Raw genomic sequence first — 20,994 nt, 5'->3', positions numbered from 1 at the left:
CGAATGTGGGGCGCGCTGACCCGCCAGGACCGCCGGTCGCTGGCCGGGATGCTCGGGTTCATCGTGTTCCTGCACGTCGCGGGCTTCGGTGTGCTGCTCCTGCTGGTCATCCCGCGGCACTACGACCTCGGCGAGACGGGCGTTTTCGGAATCGGCGTCGGCATGCTCGCCTACACGCTGGGAATGCGGCACGCGTTCGACGCGGATCACATCGCCGCGGTGGACAACACCACCCGCAAGCTGATGGCCGACGGCGGCAGGCGGCCGTTGTCGGTCGGATTCTGGTTCTCCCTCGGGCATTCCAGCGTCGTTTTCGGACTGACCTTCCTGCTGTCGATCGGCGTGAAGGCGCTCGCCGGCCCGGTCGAGGACGACGGCTCGGCGCTGCACTCGGTCACCGGGGTGATCGGCGCGTCGGTCTCCGGCGTGTTCCTGTGGATCCTCGGGATCCTGAACCTGGTGGTGCTGCTGGGGATCGTGCGCGTGTTCCGGCAGATGCGCACCGGCCGGTACGACGAACAGGAACTCGAAGCCCAGCTGAACAAACGCGGCTTCATGAACCGGATCCTGGGCGGGCTGACCAAGTCGGTGCGCAAGCCGTGGCACATCTACCCGATCGGTGTCCTGTTCGGACTCGGCTTCGACACCGCCACCGAGATCGGCCTGCTCGTGCTGGCCGGCGGCGCGGCCGCGTTCAACCTGCCGTTCTACGTGATCCTGGTCCTGCCGGTGCTGTTCGCCGCCGGGATGTGCCTGCTGGACACCATCGACGGCGTGTTCATGAACTTCGCCTACGGCTGGGCGTTCGCCAAGCCGGTGCGCAAGGTGTTCTACAACATCACGATCACCTCGGTGTCGGTCGCGGTCGCGCTGGTGATCGGCACGATCGAGCTGGTCGGCGTGCTGGTCGACCAGGCGAAGATCACCTCCGGCCCGCTGGTGGCGATCGCGGACATCCCGCTGGACTACGCCGGGTACGGGATCGTCGCGCTGTTCGTGGTGGCCTGGCTGGTCGCGCTCGCGGTGTGGCGGTTCGGCCGGATCGAACAGAGGTGGAGCGCGCGCGAGGAGACCTGAGATCATGGCCCGGGACACGCTCTAGGCGAAGGAGTTCGGGTGAACCGGGTCACGCAGGCGTACGAACGCATCCGGCGGGTCGACCGGCCGGAGATCTGGATCGATCTGCGGCCGGAGGCCGACGTCCAGGCCGAGTTCGCCGCCGCCACCGGGCCGCTGGCCGGGAAGCTGTTCGCGGTCAAGGGGAACATCGATGTGGCCGGCCTGCCGACGACCGCCGCCTGTCCGGCGTACCAGTACCAGCCCGTCGAGGACGCCGCTGTGGTTGCGCGGCTGCGGGCCGCGGGCGCTGTCGTGGTGGGCACGACCAACATGGACCAGTTCGCGACCGGTCTGGTGGGCACACGCAGCCCGTATGGCGCTGTGCGCAACGCCATCGACCCCGAGCGGGTGTCCGGTGGGTCGAGTTCGGGGTCGGCCGTGGCGGTCGCGCTGGGCATTGTGGACTTCTCGCTGGGCACGGACACCGCCGGCTCAGGCCGGGTTCCCGCCGCGTTCAACGGGATCGTCGGCCTGAAGCCGACCTACGGGCTGATCCCGACCGACGGGGTCGTGCCCGCGTGCCGCAGCCTGGACTGTGTCTCGATCTTCGCGCGGACCGTCGCCGAGGCGTCCCAGGTGCTCGCGTGTGCTTCGCAGCAGCCGCCGACGCCGGTGTTGTCGTTGCCGTACCGGCTGGGTGTGCCTGCTGAGCTGGGGGAGTTGGCGCCGGGGTGGGCCGAGGCGTTCAAGGTCGCGGTCGAGCGGTTCCCGGGTGCCTCGCTGGTGCCGATCGACCTGGAACCGTTCCTCGCCGCCGCGCGGTTGCTGTACGAGGGTGCGTTCGTGGCCGAGCGGTACACGGCCGTGGGCGAGTTCATCGACGCGCATCGGTCCGAAGTGGACCCGATCGTCGGTGGGATCATCAGCGCTGCCAAGGACGTTCCCGCGCACCGGTTGTTCGCCGACCAGGAGGTGCTGGCACGGCTGCGGTCGATCGCCCTCGGCCAATTGTCCACTGTGGACGCTCTGGTGCTGCCGACCACCGTGGCGCATCCGACCATCGCGGAGGTCGCCGCCGACCCGGTGGGCGTGAACGCGCGGCTGGGCCGGTTCACCAACTTCGCCAACCTCTTCGGGCTGGCGGCGCTGGCGATCCCGGCGGGGACGGTCGACGGACTGCCGTTCGGGATCTCCTTGCTGGGTGAGGGATTCAGCGACGGGTTGCTGGCCTCGATCGCCGGGACGCTGCCCGCGACCGCGAAGGTGGCCGTCGTCGGCGCCCACCTGAGCGGGCAGCCGCTGAACAACGAGCTGGTGTCCCGCGGGGGTGTGCTCGTGCGGGACACGACCACCGCTGCGGCCTATCGGTTGTACGCCTTGGACACGACCCCGCCGAAGCCCGGCCTGGTGCGGTCGGACGACGGCGCGGCGATCGTGGCCGAGGTGTGGGAGCTGCCGCTCGACGCGTTCGGGTCGTTCGTGGCGTCGCTGCCCAGCCCGATGGCGATCGGCCGGGTCGAGCTGGCCGACGGGACCTGGGTGCCGGGCTTCACCTGTGAGCGGTACGCGCTGGAGGGCGCCGAGGACATCACCTCGTACGGCGGCTGGCGACCCTATCTGACCAGGGCTTTGTAGCTCAGTTGTATGTGGCTGGGTCACCCTTGCGCCCACCTCGACCCAAGGGAGGTTCAGCCATGCGGGTACTCCTGCTGACCGCGATGGTGGCCGTCTCGGTCGCCGCCGCTCCCGCCCAGACCGCCGTCGCGGCCCTGCCGTCGGTGAACATGGAGGCGGTGCTCAAGGCGGCGCAGATCGATCCGCGCCGGCCCGACACGGCGCTCACCCCGGGCGCCAAGGACAGCGTGATCCTGGTCGAGCAGGCCCTCGTCGCCAAGGGCCTGCTCGACAGCCAGTACGTCGACGGCCACTTCGGCACCTCCACGATCTCCGCGTACGCCGCCTACCAGCGATCCCTCGGCTACACGGGCATCGACGCGTCCGGCTTCCCCGGCCCGACGTCGCTCAAACAGCTGGGCACCAACAGGTACACGGTCGCCAACGTCATCAGCGCGGGCAGCAAGGTCACCTACCACGGCGCCACGATGAACACGCGCACGAAAGCCATGCTCGTCGCCGCCGAAGGCCTGCTCGGCCGCCAGCTCGGCATCACCCAGGGTTCCTACAACCCGGGCGGCGTCGGCGGTTCGGCCGGAACCCACGACGGCGGAGGAGCGCTGGACATCTCCGTTGAGGGCATGTCATCGGCGACCAGGGTGACGGTCGCCAAGAACCTGCGCCTGGTCGGGTTCGCGGCCTGGGTCCGTACGCCGGACCAGGGCGACTGGGGCTACCACATCCACGCGATCGCGATCAGCGACACCGACCTGTCCACCGCCGCGCAGCACCAGGCGGGCGACTACTACCTGGGCTTCAACGGCCTGGCCAACCACGGCGCCGACGACGGCCCGGCCGTGTCGCCGAAGCGCACGTGGGAGGAGTACCAGCGCGCCTAGAGCAGCGTCTGCTGGCCGTCCAGGTCGGCGGCGAGCGCCTCGATCTGCGTCCGCACCAGGCGCCCGTACCCCTCCTCGGGCAGCGTGGCCTCGGCTGCGCGGGCGGCGTCGAGCTGCTTGCGGGCGTCCTCCGGGCGGCCGAGCTTGTTCAACGCGGTGGCGGCGTTGACGTGCAGCGATGCACGCAGCGGCGCCACCGCTCCGGCGTCCTCGTGCTCCGGCGTGACCTCGGCGGCGGCTTCGAGGGCGCGCTCGTCCCAGAGCAGCTCCTCGGCCGGGTCGTCCTGCAGATCGGCCATGTAGTGCGCGATCGAGACGCGGTGCAACGGCTTCTCGGCCTTGGCCCACAGCTGCTCGTACGCGGACTTGGCCTGCTCCTTGTGCCCCCGCAGGGCGGCCTGCTGGACCTGGGCGATCGTGGCCATGACCGGGTCGTCCATCGGCACGGCGGCCGCGCTTTTGTTCTGGTCCAGGCCCTGCAGGATCTCGTACGAGGCCCGCACGCACCCGTCGCAGATCCACACTTCCGGCCCGGTGAACAGGTAGCCGACCTGCGCGCGACCGGCACCGCAGAAGGAACAGGCTTCGCTCATGAGCGCAGTGTGGCAGGCGGGGCGAGCAGGGCGATCGAGGCCCGGACCGCCGTCTCGGTGACGTCGCTGGCGCGTCCGCCGTCCTCGATCGTCGTCGCGATCAGCTCGCGCAGGCCGCCCAGCAGCAGGATCACGATCTGCCGGGACACCGGGCCGGCGCCCGCCCCGCGCCATTCCGGTGTGTCGCAGAGGGTCTGGACCATCGTGATGAAGCCCTCCATGCCGTCGCGCTGCAGCTGGCGGGCGGCCATGCCGAGGGTGGGCACGTCGCGGATCCAGGCCAGGTTGATCTCCTGGTTCGCCTCCATGCTCGCGACCCAGCTCTCGATCGCCTGGCGGACCTGGGTCGCCCACGGCGCGCTCTGGTCCACCGCCGCCGTGATCCGGCGGATCATCTCCGCGTTCGCGTCGGCCAGCAGGGCGACCAGGCACTCCTCCTTGCCGGCGAAGTGCTCGTAGAAGGTGCGGCGGCTGGTGCGGGCGAGGCGGACGATGTCGGCGACCGTCGTCTTGCGGTAGCCGTCCGCGACGATCGACGCGGCCAGGCCGTCGAGCAGGCGCTGGCGGAACGTGGTGTCGTCGAGCGTGGTCACGGCGCTCCCTGCGGTCCGGGTCTTGCCGCACATGGTACAGCGGCGTACCGTCGGTGTGGTACGTCCGCGTACCACGTGTGGAAGGGCTGCTCGATGACGACGACACTTCCCCCGGGATCGACCGCGCCCAGGTTCGTGCAGGGCGCGTTCGCGTTGGCCGGGCGTCGCCGCAACCTGCTGCGGTTACGGGCCAAGTACGGCGACGCGTTCACCATCGACGTGCCGGTGTTCGGCCGCGCGATGGTGATCAGCGACCCGGCGGAGATCAAGCAGCTGTTCACCACGCCGCCGGAGATCGCGGACAACCTCGAACGCAACCTCGGCCGTGTGCTGGGCCCCGGTTCGCTGTTCGCCAAGATGGGGGAGGAGCACAAGAAACACCGCAAGCTCCTCGTTCCGTCGTTCCACGGCCGCAGACTGGCCGTGTACGAACGGATCATCGAGGAGGAGACGGTCCGCGAGCTGGCCCGCTGGCCGCAGGGCCGGCAGTTCCCGGTGCTGCCGTCGATGATGCGGATCACCCTCAACGCCATCCTCAAAGCGGTGTTCGGCGCGGAGGGCGAGGAGTTCGCCGAGCTCCGGGAGCTGCTGCCGCGGTTCGTGGAACTCGGCTCCAAGCTCGCGGTCCTGCCGGTGCCGACCGTCGACTTGGGACGGTTCAGCCCGTGGGGCCGGTTCTGGCTGATGCGCCGCCGGTACGACGCCATCGTGGACAAGCTGATCGACAAGGCGTCGCCGGACGGCGACGACGTGCTGGCGATGATGCTGCAGAGCCGGTACGACGACGGCACGTCGATGACCCGCGGCGAGATCGCCGACCAGCTGCTGACATTGCTCACCGCCGGTCACGAGACCACCGCGACCACCCTTGCCTGGACCGTCGAACGGCTCCGGCGCCACCCGGATGTGTTGCACAGGCTCACTTCCGAGGTCGACTCGGGCGGAAGTGCCTTGCGGCAGGCCACCATCCTCGAGGTCCAGCGCAGCAGGCCGGTGATCGACATGGTCGGCCGCCAGGTCCGCGCGGACAGCCTCCAGCTGGGCCGGTGGACCGTGCCCAACAGGACGGCCATCCTGGTCTGCATCGCGCTCGTGCACAACGACGACGCGGTCTTCCCCAACGCCAAGGCGTTCGACCCCGACCGGTTCCTGAACGCCAAACCGGACCTGTACGAATGGATCCCGTTCGGCGGCGGCACCCGGCGGTGTGTCGGCGCGGCCTTCGCGAACATGGAGATGACCGTGGTGCTGCGCACGATGCTGCGTGAGCTCACCTTCATCCCGACCCACGAACGCGACGAGCGATGGCACTCCCGCGGGATCGCCAACGCGCCAGGCAAAGGTGGCCTCGCGGTGGTTCAGCGCAGGCCCGTACGGCACAGCACCGACACCGACGCGGCAAGGAGCGTTCATGCCCCGACCCCATAGGATCACCGGCCGGCCCGTGGTCATCACCGGCGCGGCGTCCGGCATCGGCCGCAGCCTGACCCGGCGGCTCGCCGGGCTCGGCTCGCCGGTGGCCATCGCGGACGTGGACGAGTCCGGCCTCAAGGAGACCGCTCGATCGCTCAAAGTGCCGGTGTACAGCCGGGTTCTGGACGTCCGGGACGCCGAGGACGTCACCCGGTTCGCGCGTGAGGTCGACGACTGGCTGCCCGCGCCCCTGGCGGCGGTGTTCAACAACGCTGGTGTGGCACTGAGTTCGTCCGTGCTGGACTCGGTTCCCGAGGACGACGACTGGCTGTACCAGATCAACTTCAAGGGCGTGGTGCACGGAACCCGTGCGTTTCTGCCGATCCTGGTCGAACAGGACAGCGGTGTCATCGTGAACACCTCCAGCGTCTTCGGGTTGCTGGGCATGCCGAACCAGAGTGCTTACTGTGCGGCCAAGTTCGCCGTCCGCGGCTACACGGACTCGTTGCGCCAGGAGCTTCGCGGCACCGGCGTGAGCGCGGTCAACGTGCACCCGGGCGGGATCAAGACGAACATCGTGCGCAACGCCCGGATCCGCAAGGATCCCGAAGGCCGTGGCCGCACGATCGAGCAGATGGCCGAGGACTTCAACGCCGTCGCCATGACCACCCCGGACAAGGCGGCGATGATCATCCACAACGGAGTGGAGCGCGGCAGGGCGCGGATCCTGGTCGGCCCCGACGCTTACGTGTTCGACGCGCTCGCCCGGATCGCCCCGACCGGCTACTTCACCGTGATCGACCGCTTGCAGCAGCGGTTGCGCGACCGGCAGAAGGAGGCGGCGAACACACCATGACCGCGGACGTCGACGTGCTGATCATCGGTGCCGGGTTGTCCGGCATCGGTGCGGCGCACCACATCCAGTCGGCCTTCCCGGGCCGGACCTACACCATTCTCGAGGCACGCGAAGCGATCGGCGGCACCTGGGACCTGTTCCGGTACCCGGGCATCCGGTCCGACTCGGACATGCACACCCTCGGCTACCGGTTCCGCCCGTGGACCAAGGCCAAGGCGATCGCGGACGGTCCCGCCATCCTGAGCTACGTCCGGGAAACAGCTTCGGACGCGGGCATCGACCGGCACATCAGGTTCTCGCACAAGGTGCAGAGCGCCGAGTGGTCCACTGAGGACGCCATGTGGACAGTGAACGCCTTGCACAACGATGAACCAGTGCAGATCACCGCCCGGTTCTTGTACGTGTGCAGCGGCTACTACAACTATGACGGTGGCTACACACCGGACTTCCCTGGGGTGGAACGGTTCCGCGGTCAGGTGATCCATCCGCAGAAGTGGCCGGAGGACCTGGACTACGCGGGCAAGAAGGTCGTCGTCATCGGCAGCGGGGCGACGGCGGTGACGCTGGTTCCAGCGATGGCGGACAAGGCCGCGCACGTGACGATGCTGCAACGGTCGCCCACGTACATCCTCGCGCTGCCGGGTGAGGACAAGATCGCGAACACGCTGCGGCGCGTGCTGGGGGCGCGCTTGACGTACCCGATCACCCGGTGGAAGAACGTGATCCTGTCCACTTTGCTCTACCAGCTCAGCCAGCGCCGCCCGGCGATGATCCGGTCGTTCATCCGTGGCGCGACGGTGAAACAACTCCCGGCCGGGTACGACGTCGACACGCACTTCAAGCCGGAGTACAACCCGTGGGACCAGCGGCTGTGCCTGGTGCCCGACGGCGACCTGTTCCGGTCGATCAAGCACGGCAAGGCCTCCGTGGTCACCGACCGGATCACCGAGTTCACCGAGACGGGCCTGCGCCTCGAGTCCGGCGCCGAGCTCGAGGCGGACATCATCATCACCGCCACCGGCCTGAGGCTGCTGGCCATGGGCGGGATCCGGCTCGCGGTCGACGGCGACGACATCAAGTTGCCGGAGACGATGGCGTACAAGGGTTTGATGCTCAGCGGCGTGCCGAACTGCGCGTTCACAGTCGGCTACACCAATGCCTCGTGGACCCTCAAGGCCGACCTGGTCAGCGAGTTCGTCGTCCGCGTCCTGCGGCACATGGACGACCACGGGTACGACAAGTGCGTGCCGATGAACGACGATCCCGCGGTGACCGAAAAGCCGTTGCTGGACTTCGCCGCCGGGTACGTGCTGCGGTCCATCGACGAGTTCCCGAAGGCCGGGTCGCGGGCGCCGTGGCAGCTGGGCATGAGCTACGCGCACGACCTGGTCAAGCTGCGGTACGGGAAGATCGACGACGGCGCCCTGAAATTCTCCCGGACGAGAGCCAATCAGCCGTCGATCCGGTAGCGGGGGTGGAAGACCCGGTCGAAGCCGACCTCGCGGCGGGGCCCGGCCATCACGACGGGCACCGTCGCCCGGATGTCCACACTGGACGCTCCGACGCGGAGCTCGACTTCGCCCGGGTCGACCTGGCGGCACCCGGCGCGACCGGTGTAGGCGGCCAGGTCGGCGTGCAGCTCGATCGTGACGGTGCGGGTGGCTCCCGGGGGAAGGCCGACCGGGACCGCGCCGATGAGCTGTCGCACCGGCCTGGCCACTTCTGCGACCGGGTCATGCAGGTAGATCTGGATCACTTCGCTCGTGGCGATCGGAGTGTCGTTGTGCAGCCGCACTTGCAGCTCACACGTGCCGTCGGTCGGCCAGGACGCGGGCCCCCGCACGTCGAGCCACGTCGCCGGAGCGTAGGAAAGCCCGTGGCCGAACGGGAAGAGCGGGGTCGGGTCGACCGTGCTGACCTCACTGCGTTGGCCGAGCGGCGCCGCGAGGTAGGTGGAAGGCTGAGGCACACCCGCGGCCGGGAAGCTGATCGGCAGCCGGCCGCTCGGGTTGATCCGTCCACAGAGGACGTCCGCGACCGCGTTCGCGCCCTCCTCGCCGGGGAAGAACCCGCACACCACAGCCGCCAGCCTGTCGATCTGGCGGGACAGTTCGTACGGCCGGCCCACGAACAGGACCAGGATCACCGGCGTTCCGGTGGCCAGCAACGCCTCCAGGAGCTCCTCCTGGCGGCCGGGCAGCTTGAGGTCGGCGGCGTCACAGCCTTCGCCGGACGTGCCACCGCCGAACAACCCGGCCTGGTCGCCCAGAACCGCGATGCACACGTCGGCATTCCATGCCATGTCAGCGGCTTTGGCGATGTCGTCGTCGCTGCCGCCGAGCACTGGGCAGCCCTGCGCGTACAGCACGTCGTGGTCGGCCTGCAACGCCTCCAGCAGCGTTGGCACCTCGATCCCCATCGGCACATCGGGATGGTGTACACCGACGTGCAGCGGGAACGAGTAGCACCCCATCATGGCCCCCGGGTCGGCGGCCCGCGGTCCCACGACGGCGACCTTCGACCCGGTGTGCAACGGCAGGAGTCCGTTGTTGCTCAACAGGACCGTGCCGCGTTGGGCGATCTCGCGGGCCAGCGCCCTTGACTCGGCGTCGTCGAGGTCGATCGAGCCGGGCGGGTCGGGCGCCCAGTCGTCGTCCAGCAACCCGAGCTGGCACTTCTGGATCAGCACCCGCTCAACGGCCCGGTCGACCACCGTGATGTCGATCTCGCCGCTCTCCACCGCTTCCAGCAGGGGAGTGCCATAGCAGTGGACGGTCGGCAGCTCGACATCGATCCCGGCTCGCAGGGCCTCTCCGGCCGCGGCGGCCGGTGATCCGGCCGTGCTGTGCAGGGTCTGCAGGAACGCCACCGAGAAGTAGTCGGCCACAACGGTTCCCTGGAAGCCGTACTCGTCGCGCAGCAGCTCGGTGAGCAGCTGCGGATCGGCCGCGACCGGGACGCCATCCAGGTCGACGTAGGCGTTCATCACCGACCGGGCGCCCGCCTGCAACGCCATCTCGAACGGCGGCAGCAGCACATCGGCCATCTCACGGCGGCCAATGGAGACCGGCGCGAGGTTGCGGCCACCGCGAGACGCGGAGTAGCCGACGAAATGCTTGAGCGTTGCCACCAGCCCGGTGGACTCCAGGCCGCGGACGTAAGCGCTGCCAATGGTTCCGACCAGGTACGGGTCCTCGCCGATGGTCTCCTCGATCCGGCCCCAGCGCAGATCCCTTGCCACGTCCAGCACCGGCGCGAGTCCCTGGTGGACACCCAGCTTGCGCATCACGGTGCCGATCTGGGCGCCCATCCGCTGGATCAGGTCCGGGTCGAACGTCGCACCCCAGCACAACGGCGACGGGTACACAGTGGACTGCCAGGCGGCCAGGCCGGTGAGGCACTCCTCGTGCACCATCGCGGGGATGCCCAGGCGGCTGGCGGCCATGATCTGCCGCTGGCTGCGGGCCACCGCGTGCGCGCCGACCTCGGGGGCGACCGGCGCGGTGCCGAACGGGCGGGTCAGCTGGCCGACGCCGTCGCGGATGTGCGCCTCCCAGTCCGGCGGCTCACCGGCGAAGTCGTGCTGGTGCGGGGCGACCGCGCCGGAGTCGATGCCGACCCAGATCCCGGACAGCTGCGCGACTTTCTCGGCTGTGGTCATCCGGCCGACGAGATCGCGGGCCCGGATGGTCGGCGGGGCCATGGTGTCGCGCCAGGTCTCCTCCGGCATCCGGTAGGTGATCATGACAGCGCCCTGGCGGACTGGCGCACCACGAGTTTGGTCTCCAGGGTGACGTGCATCGTGTCCGGCTGCTCGCCGCGGATGAGCTTGATCAGGTCCTCCACCGCGCGTTTGCCCATCCGGCGGATCGGCTGGTCCACTGTGGTCAGCGGGGGAGTGCAGAACGCGGACTCGGGCACGTTGTCGAAGCCCACCACCGAAAGATCCTCCGGGACTCGCAGGCCGAGCTCGCGGGCCACCTCGATGGTCGCGATCGCGGACAGGTCGTTGGCACCGAAGACCGCGGTCGGCCGGTCCTCAGTGGACAGCAGGTCTCGCGCGGCGGCGGTGGCGATCTCCGGGTCGTAGTCGCCGATCCGGACCAGCTTCTCGTCCACCGGGACCCCGGCATCGGACAGCGCCTGCCGGTAGCCGCGTTCGCGCAGTTGCGCGGACTGCAGGTCGGCGCGGCCGGTGAGCATGGCGATCCGCCTGTGGCCCAGCGAAAGCAGGTGCTCGGTCGCGAGCCGGCCGCCGTGCAGGTTGTCCGAGTCGACGGTCAGCAGGCTCGAAGGGCCCGTGTGCGGGTCGACCGCGACGATCGGCGCCTCGTACTGGACGTCGACGACGGTCGGCGTGACCAGAACGGCCCCGTCGATCAGGGTGCCGCTCAACCGGGACAGATAACGGCGTTCCCATCCGGTGTTGTCGCCGGTCCGGCCGCCCGCCGAGTAGACGACCAGCTCGTAGCCGGTCTCCCGGATCGCGTCGGCGGCGCCCTTGAGCAGCTCGGTGCTGAACGGCTCGATGTCGGCGACCAGGATGCCGATCACGTTAGTCCGGTGGTTGCGCAGGCTCTGCGCGACCAGGCTCGCCTCGTAGCCCAGCTCCTCGATCACGGCCAGCACGCGCGCGTTGGTCTCCGCGGCCACGCCATAACGGTGGTTGATGACTTTGGAGACAGTCGCGACCGAGACGCCGGCGCGGGCGGCGACGTCCCGGATGGTCACGCGAGAACTCGGCTGCACGCTGGCAACGATAGCCATGTAAAACGTTATCGACAACGATTGACAGACCAGTTTCTGCGGCGCCACACTCTTGGCCAACCTGGGCCGCAGCACGCCCGGTCCGTCTGTCGTCGCCGCCAGGAGTGGACCAATGCGCAGCATCCGAACAGCGTTCTCCATCATGTCCGCCGTCGCGCTCGTCGCCGCGTGCAGCAGCAGCGGGGGTGGTGATGCGGCACCCAGCCAAACTGGTCCGGTCACGCTGACCTGGTGGCACAACGGATCCAGCGAGCCGCTGAAGAGCCTGTGGCAGCAGGTGGCCGACGACTACCACGCCGCCCATCCGAACGTGTCGTTCCAGGTCGAGCCGATCCAGAACGAGCAGTTCCAGACCAAGGTGCCGCTGGCGCTGCAGTCGGACAACCCGCCCGACCTCTACCAGCAGTGGGGCGGCGGCCAGCTGGCCAGCCAGATCACCTCCGGCAAGGTCAAGGACATCACCGCGGACACCAGCGGCTGGATCGGTCAGCTGGGCAAGGCCAAGGACGGCTGGCAGATCGACGGCAAGCAGTACGGCGTCCCGTACGTCCTGCACGCGGTCGGTTTCTGGTACCGCAAGGACATCTTCACCAACGCCGGGATCACGGCGCCACCGTCCACAATGGCCGAACTGGCCGACGCGGTCACCAAGCTGAAGGCGGCCAAGGTCACGCCGATCGCCATCGGCGGCAAGGACAAGTGGCCGGACGCCTTCTACTGGGCCTACTTCGCGGTCCGGGGCTGCTCGACCGACACGCTGAAGAGCGCGTCCAAGACGATGAAGCTGGACGACGGCTGCTGGACCAAGGCGGGCGAGGACGTCAAGGCGTTCCTGGGCACCAACCCGTTCCAGGACGCCTTCCTCGGCACCCCGGCGCAGCAGGGTGCGGGCAGCTCGGCGGGCATGCTCGCCAACGGCCAGGCCGCGATGGAGCTGCAGGGCGACTGGGAACCGTCCACAATGGCCGCACTGACCTCGGACAAGGACCTCTCGTCGAAGCTCGGCTGGTTCCCGTTCCCGGCCGTCAGCGGAGGCAAGGGCGACCCCGCCGTGCTGCTCGGCGGCGGTGACGGGTTCTCCTGCACCACCAAGGCCCCGCCGGCCTGCGCGGACTTCCTGAAGTACATCACCGGCGCCGACGTGCAGAAGAAGCTCGCCGCCGCGGGCGTCGGCCTGCCGGTGAACCCGGACGCCGCCGCCGCGGTGACCGACTCGGCCACCAAGTCCACTTTGGAGAAGGCGCAGAAGGCGCCCTACATCCAGACCTACTTCGACATCGCGTTCCCCACCGCGGTCGGGCAGGCGCTCAACGACGCCATCGCGAACTTCTTCGCCGGCAAAGGCACCCCGCAGTCGATCGTCCAGGCTGTCACGGATGCCTCCACGGGGGGCCGGTGATGCGGGAGGCCACCACGCTGCGGGACAAGCCCGCGCTGGTGACCGTCGGGCCGGCCGCGGCGCAGGGGCGGCCGGCCCACCGCTTCACCACCAAGCGGCTCGAGCTGATCGTGTTGCTCGGGCCCGCCTTGGTGCTGTTCGTCGGGTTCGTCCTGGTGCCCATCGGCGTCGCGGCCTACTACAGCCTGTACGACTGGAACGGGTTCGCGGCGCTGGACCGGTTCGTCGCGCTGGACAACTACTGGCTCGTCATCACCGGACCCGTTTTCCAGCAGGGCGTCCTGCACAACCTGATCATCGTGGTGCTGTCCATCCTCGTGCAGCTGCCGATCAGCATCGGTCTCGCCCTGCTGCTCAACCGCAAGCTGCGCGGCCGGGCGTTCCTGCGGCTCGTGGTGTTCGCGCCCTACGTCCTTTCCGAGGCCACGACCGCGGTGATCTGGTTGCAGTTGTTGCAGCCCAACGGGTTCGTCGACGCGCTGCTCCGGCCGTTCGGGCTGGTGCACCAATGGCTGGCTGACCCCTCGCTCGTGCTGTACACGTTGTTCGTCGTGATCACCTGGAAGTACATCGGGTTCGGGATCATCCTGCTGCTGGCCGCCCTGCAGAACATCCCCACGGAGTTGCGGGAGGCGGCGGCGCTGGACGGGGCTTCCTCCTGGCAGACCACGCGGCATGTGGTGATCCCGTTGCTGGGGCCGACGATCCGGATCTGGATCTTCCTGTCGGTGATCGGCTCGCTGCAGCTGTTCGACCTGGTGTGGATCATGACTCTGGGCGGGCCCGCGAACGCGTCGACGACCATGGCGACCTACCTGATCGACCACGGGTTCAAGCGGTACCAGTTCGGGTATGGCAGCGCGGTCGCGGTGATCCTGTTCGTGATCTGTTTCGTGTTCGCCCTGCTGTACCAGCGGTTCGCGCTGCGCCGGGACACCGAGGGCGCGCTGACCCGGCTGGCCGGGTGACCGGCGTGCGGACCCGCGACGGCTTCGCTTATCTGGCGGCGGTTCTGGTCATCGGCGTGACCGTGGTGCCGATGCTGTTCGTCATCCTCGGCGGGTTCCGCACCACCGCGCAGATCAACTCGGCTCCTGCCGGGCTGCCGGATCCGTGGGTCTGGGACAACTACGAGTTCATTGTCACCTCCGGCGCCTTCTGGCGGTTCCTGCTCAACAGCGGTTTGGTCGCCGTGGTGGCAACGGTTCTCGCGGTGGCCTTGGGTTCCATGACCGCGTTCGCCTTGTCCCGGTACTCGTTCAAGGGGCGGGAGGCGATGTACACACTGTTCACCATCGGCCTGCTGTTCCCCATCGGTGTGGCGAGCCTGCCGCTGTACCTGTGGATGCGGCAGCTGCACATGCTCGAAAGCCCGCTTGCCCTGGCCGTTCCCGAGGCGGCGTACTCCCTGCCGGTGACCATCGTGATCCTGCGGCCGTTCATGCGCGCGATCCCGGCCGAGATCGAGGAGGCCGCCGTGCTGGACGGCACCAGCCGCCTCGGGTTCTTCTGGCGGATCCTGCTGCCGTTGAGCGTTCCAGCCCTGACCACGGTGGCCGTGCTGGCCTTCGTGACGAGCTGGAACGCCTACCTGCTGCCGTTCCTGGTGTTCAACGACTCCAGCAACTTCACGCTGCCGCTCGGTGTCGCGTCCTTCCAGTCCCAGTACACCTACGACACTTCCCGGATCCTCGCGTTCACCGCGTTGTCGATGCTGCCCGCGCTGGGGTTCTTCGTGCTGGCCGAGCGGCGGCTGATCGGCGGCCTGACCGGATCGGTCAAGGGGTAGCGATACCCCAGAACTGGCCGATCTGCCATGCCGCGCATACGCCCACGTCCAAGATGTACGCGGCAGCGTGCCCGCAGTGCCCGTCGGTGGTGCCGGGTGAGACCGGCTGGCCGTGGCCCATCCCGATGATCAGGTGCGTCTCAACGGTTGCGCCCACGTCGGTCCACTGTTCCTTGAGCTCACGCAGGTTCGACGGGTTGACCGTGAAGTCGGCGCTGCCCTGCCAGATGCTCACACCCGGACGGGGCCCAGTGGATGAGCTGGCGGCTCGGACCTTGTCGCCCCATTGCTTGGGAGTCAGGTCCTTGCCAGGGTTCATGCAGGTGTAGGCGTCGACAATCGAAGTGGCGCAACCATAGGGCAGGCCGGCGACGACCGCGCCACCGGCGAACAGATCCGGGTACGCCGCCAGCATCACCGAAGTCATTGCGCCACCGGCGGAAAGCCCGGTGACGTAGGCGCGGCTGCCGGCGGCGTCGGCGATCCCGCGCCGGGCCATCTGCGCGATCGACTCGGCCTCACCGGAGCCGCGCGAGATGTCGTTGGCCTGGAACCAGTTGAAGCACTTGCTGATGTTGTTCGCCATCACCTGCTGGGGCAGCACGACCGTGAACTTCCAGCGGTCGGCCAGTTCCGTCCAGCCCGCGTTCTGGCCGTAGGTCGCGTCCTCGGTGCAGCCATGCAGGGCGACAACGACCGGGCGCCCAGCGGGCAGGCCGGCCGGGGTGTACTCGAACATCTGCAGTGCCCCCGGGTTGCTGCCGAACCCGGTGACCTGCCGCAATGTTCCCGCAGCGGACGCTGGGGGAGCCAGGGCGAGCAGCGCCGCCAGGACGATGAGGATTCTCCGCATCCCGACCACCTCCTTGTGACCGTCGTCACTCTGAGGGTACGAACGGTCACCGGACGATCCCACGGTGCCAACCACTACAGTCCGCAGGCGTTTTGTGTGGGCAGACCGCATATCGCTCGGCGATGTGGCCACCTACCGTCCGGCCAATGCGGCTTTCCTTGGTTATCGCCGGAGTTCTCCTTGCCACCTCGGCCACACCGGTGGCCCACGCGGATACCTGCGCGCCCGTGTTCGTACCCGGGGCCGCGCACACCGAACAGTCCTGTTTGGACGACCTGACCACGACCGGCACACTGAAGACGGGCCACACCGTGCAAGCGGACTGGGCGGGTCTGACGTCGGCCGGACTGCCCGCGCCGAGCGGGGTTCCCGGGGTTCAGGTGGACGGCTACTTCCCGGACACTTCCACCACCAACACCAACCACGGCTGGAACCACGACTCCCAGTTCGTCCTGCGCCTGCCCGCACGCTGGAACGGCGGGCTCGTGGTGTCCGGCTCACCAGGAGTCCGGCGCCAGTACGCGAACGACCGGGCCATCGGCGACCAGATTCTGGCCGCCGGATACGCCTTCGCGGCCACCGACAAAGGCAACACCGGCGCGGACTTCTTCACCGACGGCAAGCGCCCGGGTGATGCGCTCGTCGAGTGGAACGACCGGGTCACGCAGCTCACGATCGCCGCGAAGCTGGCCGTGACGTTCCACTATGGACGCTTCCCGAAGCGGACCATCGCCGCGGGACTGTCGAACGGCGGCTACCTCGTGCGGTGGCAGCTGGAGAACCGCGCCTGGCTGTACGACGGTGGCGTCGACTGGGAAGGCACGTTGTGGCGCGCCGAAGGGCCGAACCTGTTGACGTTCCTGCCGCCCGCGATCCGAGGCTTCCGCGATGGCAAGCCGCAGCAGGTTCTTGACGCCGGATTCGCGCCGGGGTCGGAGTTCCTGTGGCCGTACCACAAGCAGGTCTACTGGGACCTGACGCAACGGATCTACCGCCAGGAGGTCGATCCCGGTTACATCGGTGACGACGCCGACTACGACTACGCGTCCCGACCGGTCCACCAGGTCGTCGCCCGCATCGAGCTGACCGGCCGGATCGGCAAACCGATGATCACCCTGCACGGCACGCTGGACTCGTTGCTGCCGATCAGCCAGGACTCCGACGTGTACCAACGCATGATCGCCGCCCAGGGCCGGGCGCATCTTCAGCGTTACTACCGGATCGAGGGCGGCAACCACGTCGACGGCCTGTACGACGCCTACCCGGACCTGTTGCGGCCCATGGGTCCCTGCTTCCGGGCGGCGTTCACCGCGTTGGCGGGCTGGCTCAACGGCAGGCAGCCACCGGCGTCGGCGACCATTCCCCGTCCGGCCGCCACCGACGCCGCCACTTGTGCTTTGGGTTAGAGCTGGTGCTTGTGGATCACGCCGTGCACCCGGCCGTCCACAAGCACCCAGGCCGCGTCCCGGCCGTCCAAACGCGACAGCACGGTCTCGGTGCTCTCGCCGATGCCCACGGCGGGCAGCGGTTCGGTGGTGTGGTCGGTGACGAGGGCCGCTGGGTCGGCATCGCTGTCGCGGAGGGCGGCGATGTCCAGCGTGCCAACGACTTCCGCGACCGATGGCGGCCCGGCGGCGCGGACCGCGCACACCGGCCACAGGTCATCAGGTTCGGTCCGGGCGAGCGCGTCGCCGACGGTCGCGGTGGCCGGCAACCACGGTACGGGAGACGGGCTGAGCGTCTCGGTACCCTCCAGGAAACCAAGCCGCGCAAGCCATTCGTCGTCGTAGTACTTGGACAGGTAGGCCTTGCCGGAGTCGGGGATGATCACGACCACGACGTCATCGGGCCGCTGCGCCACTCGCAACGCCGCGGCGACCGCGGTTCCGGCCGAACCGCCGAGGAGCAGGCCTTCTTCGCGCGCGAGGCGACGCGCGGTCAGGATCGACTCGCGGTCGCCGATCCGCTCGATCCGGTCGGCCACCTCGGCGTTGTAGGACTCCGGCCACACGTCGTCCACAGTGTCCGGATGCCGGTAGTGGCCGATGCTCTCGACCAGGTACGGGCTGCCGTCGCCGCCCGAGTAGGTGGAATGTTCGGGGTCGGCGCCGATGACCTGGACTCGGCCGTCGCTGATCTGTTTGAGGAACTCACCCGTCCCGGTGATCGTCCCGCCCGTGCCGATGCCGCAGACGAAATGCGTGATCCGGCCCTCGGTCTGGGCCCAGATCTCCGGGCCGGTGGTGGCGCGGTGCGCGTCCGGGTTGGCCGGGTTGTTGTACTGGTCGGCCCACCAGGCGCCGGTCTCCGCGGCGATCCGCGCGGCGACCTCCCGGATGTGCTCGGGATGTCCGAGTGGCCGCATGCCCGGGGTGATGACCACCTCGGCGCCGTAGGCCTTGAGGGTGTCGATCTTTTCCTTGCTGCTCTTGTCCGGCAGCACCACGATGAGCCGGTACCCGCGCTGGGCGGCCACGATCGCCAGACCGATGCCGGTATTGCCCGATGTGGACTCGATGATCGTGCCACCCGGCTGTAGAACGCCCGATTCCTCCGCGGCCAGCACCATCGACAGCGCCGCGCGGTCCTTGACGCTGCCGCCAGGGTTGAGGAACTCGGCCTTGAGCCAGACCTGCGCGCCGGAGGCCGGCGCCATCCGGTTGAGCCGGATCAACGGCGTGCCGCCGACCTGGTCCAGCACGGAACCGAACTCCGCCATGGTCACCCCCGGGTCTGTCGTCCCATCTCACCGTACCCGCATGTCGCGGGTTGTTCTGGTCGGACTACCAGTGGCGGGGTGTGTACAACTCATGTACCGGCCGTGAGCGAGGCCGGCACCGCCACCCCGGAGGAGGGGCACCGAAAATGGAAATGAAGGTGACCAGCACCCGCGAGATCCGTCCGCTCCGGCTGCTCGGGATCATCGCGGCGCTCTGCTTCTTCGCCTACCTCGCCGGGGGTGCCACCGCCACCGCCAAGGCACCCGCCGCGCCCACCGTCGCGGCCTGCACCAGTCGGTAGGCGTTTACTTGCTCGCAGGCAGCATGCCGGCGGCCGGCGTCGCCAGCAGCTCACGCACGCGGGGGATGACCGCGTTCCCGTACAGCTCGATCGTGGTCATCAGCGACTCGTGCGGCAGGCCGCCGATGCCGTACTTCAGGTCGAACCTGGTGGCCTGCAACACCCGCAGGTTGGCCGCGATCTTCTGCGCGACCGTCTCCGGGGAGCCGACGTAAAGCGCCCCATGGGGTCCGACCTCGTGCGCGTACGAAGCCTCGGTGGGCGTGGCGAATCCGCGCGTCCTGCCGACCCGGGTGATCACATCCCGGTAGTACGGCCAGAACTCGCGCTGCGCCTGCTCGTCCGTGGCGGCGACGTGACCGGGGGAGTGCACGCCGACCGGCAACGGGTCGCGGCCGAACTGCTTGAGCGCCTGCTGGAACAGCTGCGAGTAGGGCGCGAACCGCTTGGGGTGCCCGCCGATGATCGCGAGCATGAGCGAGAACCCGTAGTGCGCGGCCCGCACGACTGACTGAGGGCTGCCGCCGACGCCGACCCAGACCGGGAAGTCGCCGGTGTGCGGCACGACATCCTGGTTGTCCAGCGCTGGGCGGGTCTTGCCGTGCCAGGTGACCGGCTCGCCCTTCATCAGCTCGGCGAACAGGTTCGTCTTCTCCTCGAACAGCTCCTCGTAGTCGGCGAGGTCGTAACCGAAGAGCGGGAACGACTCGATGCTCGAACCGCGGCCGAGGGTGACCTCGGCGCGTCCATTGGAGACGGCGTTGAGCGTGGCAAACCGTTGGTAGACACGGACAGGGTCGTCCGAGCTGAGCACGGTGACCGCCGAGCCGAGCCGGATGTCCTCGGTGCGGCCCGCGATCGTCGCCAGCACGATGTCCGCGGCGGGCATGGGCATGTCGTCCGTGTGGTGTTCGCCGATCCCGAAGAACTGCACGCCCACCTGTTCGGCCAGCACGGCCTGCTCGACGACGTTGCGGATGGCCTCGGCGTGCGACACCGGCTTGCCGTTGGCGTCCTCGGTGACGTCGCCGAAGGTGTCCAGCCCGAATTGTGCCGTGGTCACGACAGTCTCGCTTTCTCAATGGCCGCTTCGAACCCGGCGCGGGTCAGGCGCGCGCCGAAGACCGGGCCGCCGGGTTCCAGCAGCCGCCCGTCGGCGAGGCTGTCCAAAAGCACGGCGTCGTAGCCGATCCGTTCGATCAGCTCCGCCACCGTCTTGGTCGCGGTCGTGTCGTCGCCCGCGACGCCCAGGGCGCGTCCGGTGTTCCGGTCCTCGTCGAGCTCGTGGTAGCCAAGGTGGTTCAAGGTCTTCACGATCGTGGAGTTCGCGAGGCGGGCGGCGACGATCTCACTGCTGCCGCGCCGGCCGTCCTCGAACATCTCCTGCACGCCGTCGACCGGCGGCCAGTAGTTCATCGAGTCGATCACCAGCTTGCCCGCGACCAGGTCCGGGTCCAGCTCCGGGAACCGGTGCACCGGCAGGGAAAGCACGACGATGTCGGCGTCTCTCACCGCGTCCGCCGCCCACTTCGCCGTGGCGCCCGGGGCGAGCACCTGGGCGATCAGCTCGATGTTCCTGGGGTCGCCCGAGTTGGCGATCGACACGTCGTACCCCGCCTCGGCCGCGACCCGGGCGATGATCGGCCCCATGTGGCCGCTGCCGAGGATGGCGATGCTCATGTCGTCGCCTCCATGTGCTTGCGCAGGGTGGTCAGGATGTCGTCGAGGGCCTCGAACTGCTGCGCGGACAAGGCATCCGCGAACACCCGCTTGATCGCGCGCAGGTGCGGCCGGCCCGCCCTGCGGAACGCCTCGGCGCCTTCATCGGTGAGCACGACCTCCGCGCCCCGGTTGTCCGTGGCACAGTCGTCCCGCCGGATCAGGCCGCGGCGTTCCATCCGGCCGAGGTGGTGGCTGAGCCGGCTGCGTTCCCAGTCGATCCCGGCGGCGAGCTCGGACGACCGCAGCCGGTGCTCCCTGGCCTCGCTCAACGCCAGCAGCACCCGGTAGTCCCCGCTGGAGACACCCGACTCCTGCAGCTGCGCGGTCAGCACCCTTCGCAGATCGTCCGTCGTGTCCAGCAGCGACCGCCACACCGACAACTCGTACTCCGTCATCCGCCCGGCCATCACACACCC

General features: G+C 68.9%; 20 protein-coding genes. 11 read left to right on the top strand and 9 right to left on the bottom strand.

Going from position 1 to position 20,994, the window contains the following annotated elements; translation table 11 throughout:
- Positions 1–3 precede the first annotated feature (3 nt).
- Genes AB0J95_RS28755 through AB0J95_RS28745 form a run of 3 tightly spaced genes read left to right on the top strand, consistent with a single transcriptional unit; the run spans position 4 to position 3,572 of the window.
- Entirely contained in the window at positions 4–1,077 is a 1,074-nt protein-coding gene (locus AB0J95_RS28755) for a HoxN/HupN/NixA family nickel/cobalt transporter (protein ID WP_364764629.1), read from the top strand.
- Positions 1,078–1,116: 39 nt separating this feature from the next.
- Positions 1,117–2,694 (top strand): allophanate hydrolase, encoded by a 1,578-nt coding sequence (locus tag AB0J95_RS28750; protein ID WP_364764341.1) that lies wholly within the window; start codon positions 1,117–1,119, stop codon positions 2,692–2,694.
- A gap of 59 nt (positions 2,695–2,753) precedes the next feature.
- Positions 2,754–3,572, top strand: coding sequence for a peptidoglycan-binding protein (locus AB0J95_RS28745; protein WP_364764338.1), 819 nt, complete (start codon positions 2,754–2,756; stop codon positions 3,570–3,572).
- Here AB0J95_RS28745 and AB0J95_RS28740 read toward each other — a convergent pair.
- Both AB0J95_RS28740 and AB0J95_RS28735 read right to left on the bottom strand, forming a co-directional pair.
- A complete protein-coding gene (locus tag AB0J95_RS28740) occupies positions 3,569–4,165 on the bottom strand; it encodes a ClpX C4-type zinc finger protein (RefSeq protein WP_364764335.1) in 597 nt (198 codons plus the stop codon). The two genes, AB0J95_RS28745 and AB0J95_RS28740, sit on opposite strands and share 4 nt — an antisense overlap.
- Positions 4,162–4,758, bottom strand: a complete 597-nt coding sequence (locus tag AB0J95_RS28735; protein ID WP_364764332.1) for a TetR/AcrR family transcriptional regulator — start codon at positions 4,756–4,758, stop codon at positions 4,162–4,164. Before AB0J95_RS28735 ends, AB0J95_RS28740 begins: the two co-directional genes overlap by 4 nt.
- A 93-nt stretch (positions 4,759–4,851) precedes the next feature.
- Between AB0J95_RS28735 and AB0J95_RS28730 the strand changes: the two genes are divergently transcribed.
- Genes AB0J95_RS28730 through AB0J95_RS28720 form a run of 3 tightly spaced genes read left to right on the top strand, consistent with a single transcriptional unit; the run spans position 4,852 to position 8,496 of the window.
- On the top strand, positions 4,852–6,186 hold the full coding sequence (locus AB0J95_RS28730) for a cytochrome P450 (protein WP_364764329.1): 1,335 nt from the start codon (positions 4,852–4,854) through the stop codon (positions 6,184–6,186).
- Positions 6,170–7,027: an SDR family oxidoreductase gene (locus tag AB0J95_RS28725; RefSeq protein ID WP_364764326.1), complete on the top strand. Its 858-nt coding sequence runs from the start codon at positions 6,170–6,172 to the stop codon at positions 7,025–7,027. Before AB0J95_RS28730 ends, AB0J95_RS28725 begins: the two co-directional genes overlap by 17 nt.
- Complete coding sequence (locus AB0J95_RS28720) at positions 7,024–8,496, top strand: NAD(P)/FAD-dependent oxidoreductase (protein ID WP_364764323.1); 1,473 nt, start codon at positions 7,024–7,026, stop codon at positions 8,494–8,496. Before AB0J95_RS28725 ends, AB0J95_RS28720 begins: the two co-directional genes overlap by 4 nt.
- Here AB0J95_RS28720 and AB0J95_RS28715 read toward each other — a convergent pair.
- Positions 8,478–10,772, bottom strand: coding sequence for a glycoside hydrolase family 3 N-terminal domain-containing protein (locus AB0J95_RS28715; RefSeq protein ID WP_364764320.1), 2,295 nt, complete (start codon positions 10,770–10,772; stop codon positions 8,478–8,480). The genes AB0J95_RS28720 and AB0J95_RS28715 overlap by 19 nt on opposite strands.
- Complete coding sequence (locus AB0J95_RS28710) at positions 10,769–11,776, bottom strand: LacI family DNA-binding transcriptional regulator (protein WP_364764318.1); 1,008 nt, start codon at positions 11,774–11,776, stop codon at positions 10,769–10,771. Before AB0J95_RS28710 ends, AB0J95_RS28715 begins: the two co-directional genes overlap by 4 nt.
- Positions 11,777–11,906: 130 nt before the next feature.
- Here AB0J95_RS28710 and AB0J95_RS28705 point away from each other — a divergent pair, with 130 nt between their 5' ends.
- From AB0J95_RS28705 to AB0J95_RS28695, 3 genes are read left to right on the top strand one after another with little or no spacing between them, the layout of a single operon-like run.
- Positions 11,907–13,193: an extracellular solute-binding protein gene (locus AB0J95_RS28705; protein ID WP_364764315.1), complete on the top strand. Its 1,287-nt coding sequence runs from the start codon at positions 11,907–11,909 to the stop codon at positions 13,191–13,193.
- On the top strand, positions 13,193–14,161 hold the full coding sequence (locus AB0J95_RS28700; protein ID WP_364764312.1) for a sugar ABC transporter permease: 969 nt from the start codon (positions 13,193–13,195) through the stop codon (positions 14,159–14,161). The genes AB0J95_RS28705 and AB0J95_RS28700 overlap by 1 nt, the downstream gene beginning before the upstream one ends.
- Positions 14,162–14,166: 5 nt before the next feature.
- Entirely contained in the window at positions 14,167–14,982 is an 816-nt protein-coding gene (locus AB0J95_RS28695; RefSeq protein WP_364764309.1) for a carbohydrate ABC transporter permease, read from the top strand.
- Here the strand turns inward: AB0J95_RS28695 and AB0J95_RS28690 are convergent.
- Complete coding sequence (locus AB0J95_RS28690; RefSeq protein ID WP_364764307.1) at positions 14,972–15,835, bottom strand: PHB depolymerase family esterase; 864 nt, start codon at positions 15,833–15,835, stop codon at positions 14,972–14,974. The genes AB0J95_RS28695 and AB0J95_RS28690 overlap by 11 nt on opposite strands.
- A 146-nt stretch (positions 15,836–15,981) precedes the next feature.
- Between AB0J95_RS28690 and AB0J95_RS28685 the strand changes: the two genes are divergently transcribed.
- Positions 15,982–17,241, top strand: a complete 1,260-nt coding sequence (locus AB0J95_RS28685; RefSeq protein ID WP_364764304.1) for a tannase/feruloyl esterase family alpha/beta hydrolase — start codon at positions 15,982–15,984, stop codon at positions 17,239–17,241.
- Here the strand turns inward: AB0J95_RS28685 and AB0J95_RS28680 are convergent.
- Positions 17,238–18,554 carry a pyridoxal-phosphate dependent enzyme gene (locus AB0J95_RS28680; RefSeq protein WP_364764301.1) on the bottom strand — a complete coding sequence of 439 codons (1,317 nt, stop codon included), beginning with the start codon at positions 18,552–18,554 and terminating at the stop codon, positions 17,238–17,240. The two genes, AB0J95_RS28685 and AB0J95_RS28680, sit on opposite strands and share 4 nt — an antisense overlap.
- 158 nt (positions 18,555–18,712) lie before the next feature.
- Between AB0J95_RS28680 and AB0J95_RS28675 the strand changes: the two genes are divergently transcribed.
- A complete protein-coding gene (locus tag AB0J95_RS28675) occupies positions 18,713–18,856 on the top strand; it encodes a hypothetical protein (RefSeq protein ID WP_364764298.1) in 144 nt (47 codons plus the stop codon).
- Positions 18,857–18,860: 4 nt separating this feature from the next.
- Here the strand turns inward: AB0J95_RS28675 and AB0J95_RS28670 are convergent, their stop codons facing one another.
- The 3 genes from AB0J95_RS28670 to AB0J95_RS28660 are packed head-to-tail and all read right to left on the bottom strand — an operon-like array spanning position 18,861 to position 20,973.
- A complete protein-coding gene (locus AB0J95_RS28670) occupies positions 18,861–19,919 on the bottom strand; it encodes an LLM class flavin-dependent oxidoreductase (RefSeq protein WP_364764295.1) in 1,059 nt (352 codons plus the stop codon).
- A complete protein-coding gene (locus AB0J95_RS28665) occupies positions 19,916–20,536 on the bottom strand; it encodes an NAD(P)-binding domain-containing protein (protein ID WP_364764292.1) in 621 nt (206 codons plus the stop codon). The genes AB0J95_RS28670 and AB0J95_RS28665 overlap by 4 nt, the downstream gene beginning before the upstream one ends.
- Entirely contained in the window at positions 20,533–20,973 is a 441-nt protein-coding gene (locus AB0J95_RS28660) for a MarR family transcriptional regulator (protein WP_364764289.1), read from the bottom strand. Before AB0J95_RS28660 ends, AB0J95_RS28665 begins: the two co-directional genes overlap by 4 nt.
- Positions 20,974–20,994: the final 21 nt, after the last annotated feature.

The organism is Actinocrispum sp. NPDC049592 (assembly GCF_040675465.1).
Lineage (GTDB): Bacteria > Actinomycetota > Actinomycetes > Mycobacteriales > Pseudonocardiaceae > Kibdelosporangium.
This window is presented reverse-complemented; position numbering and strand designations above follow the sequence as displayed.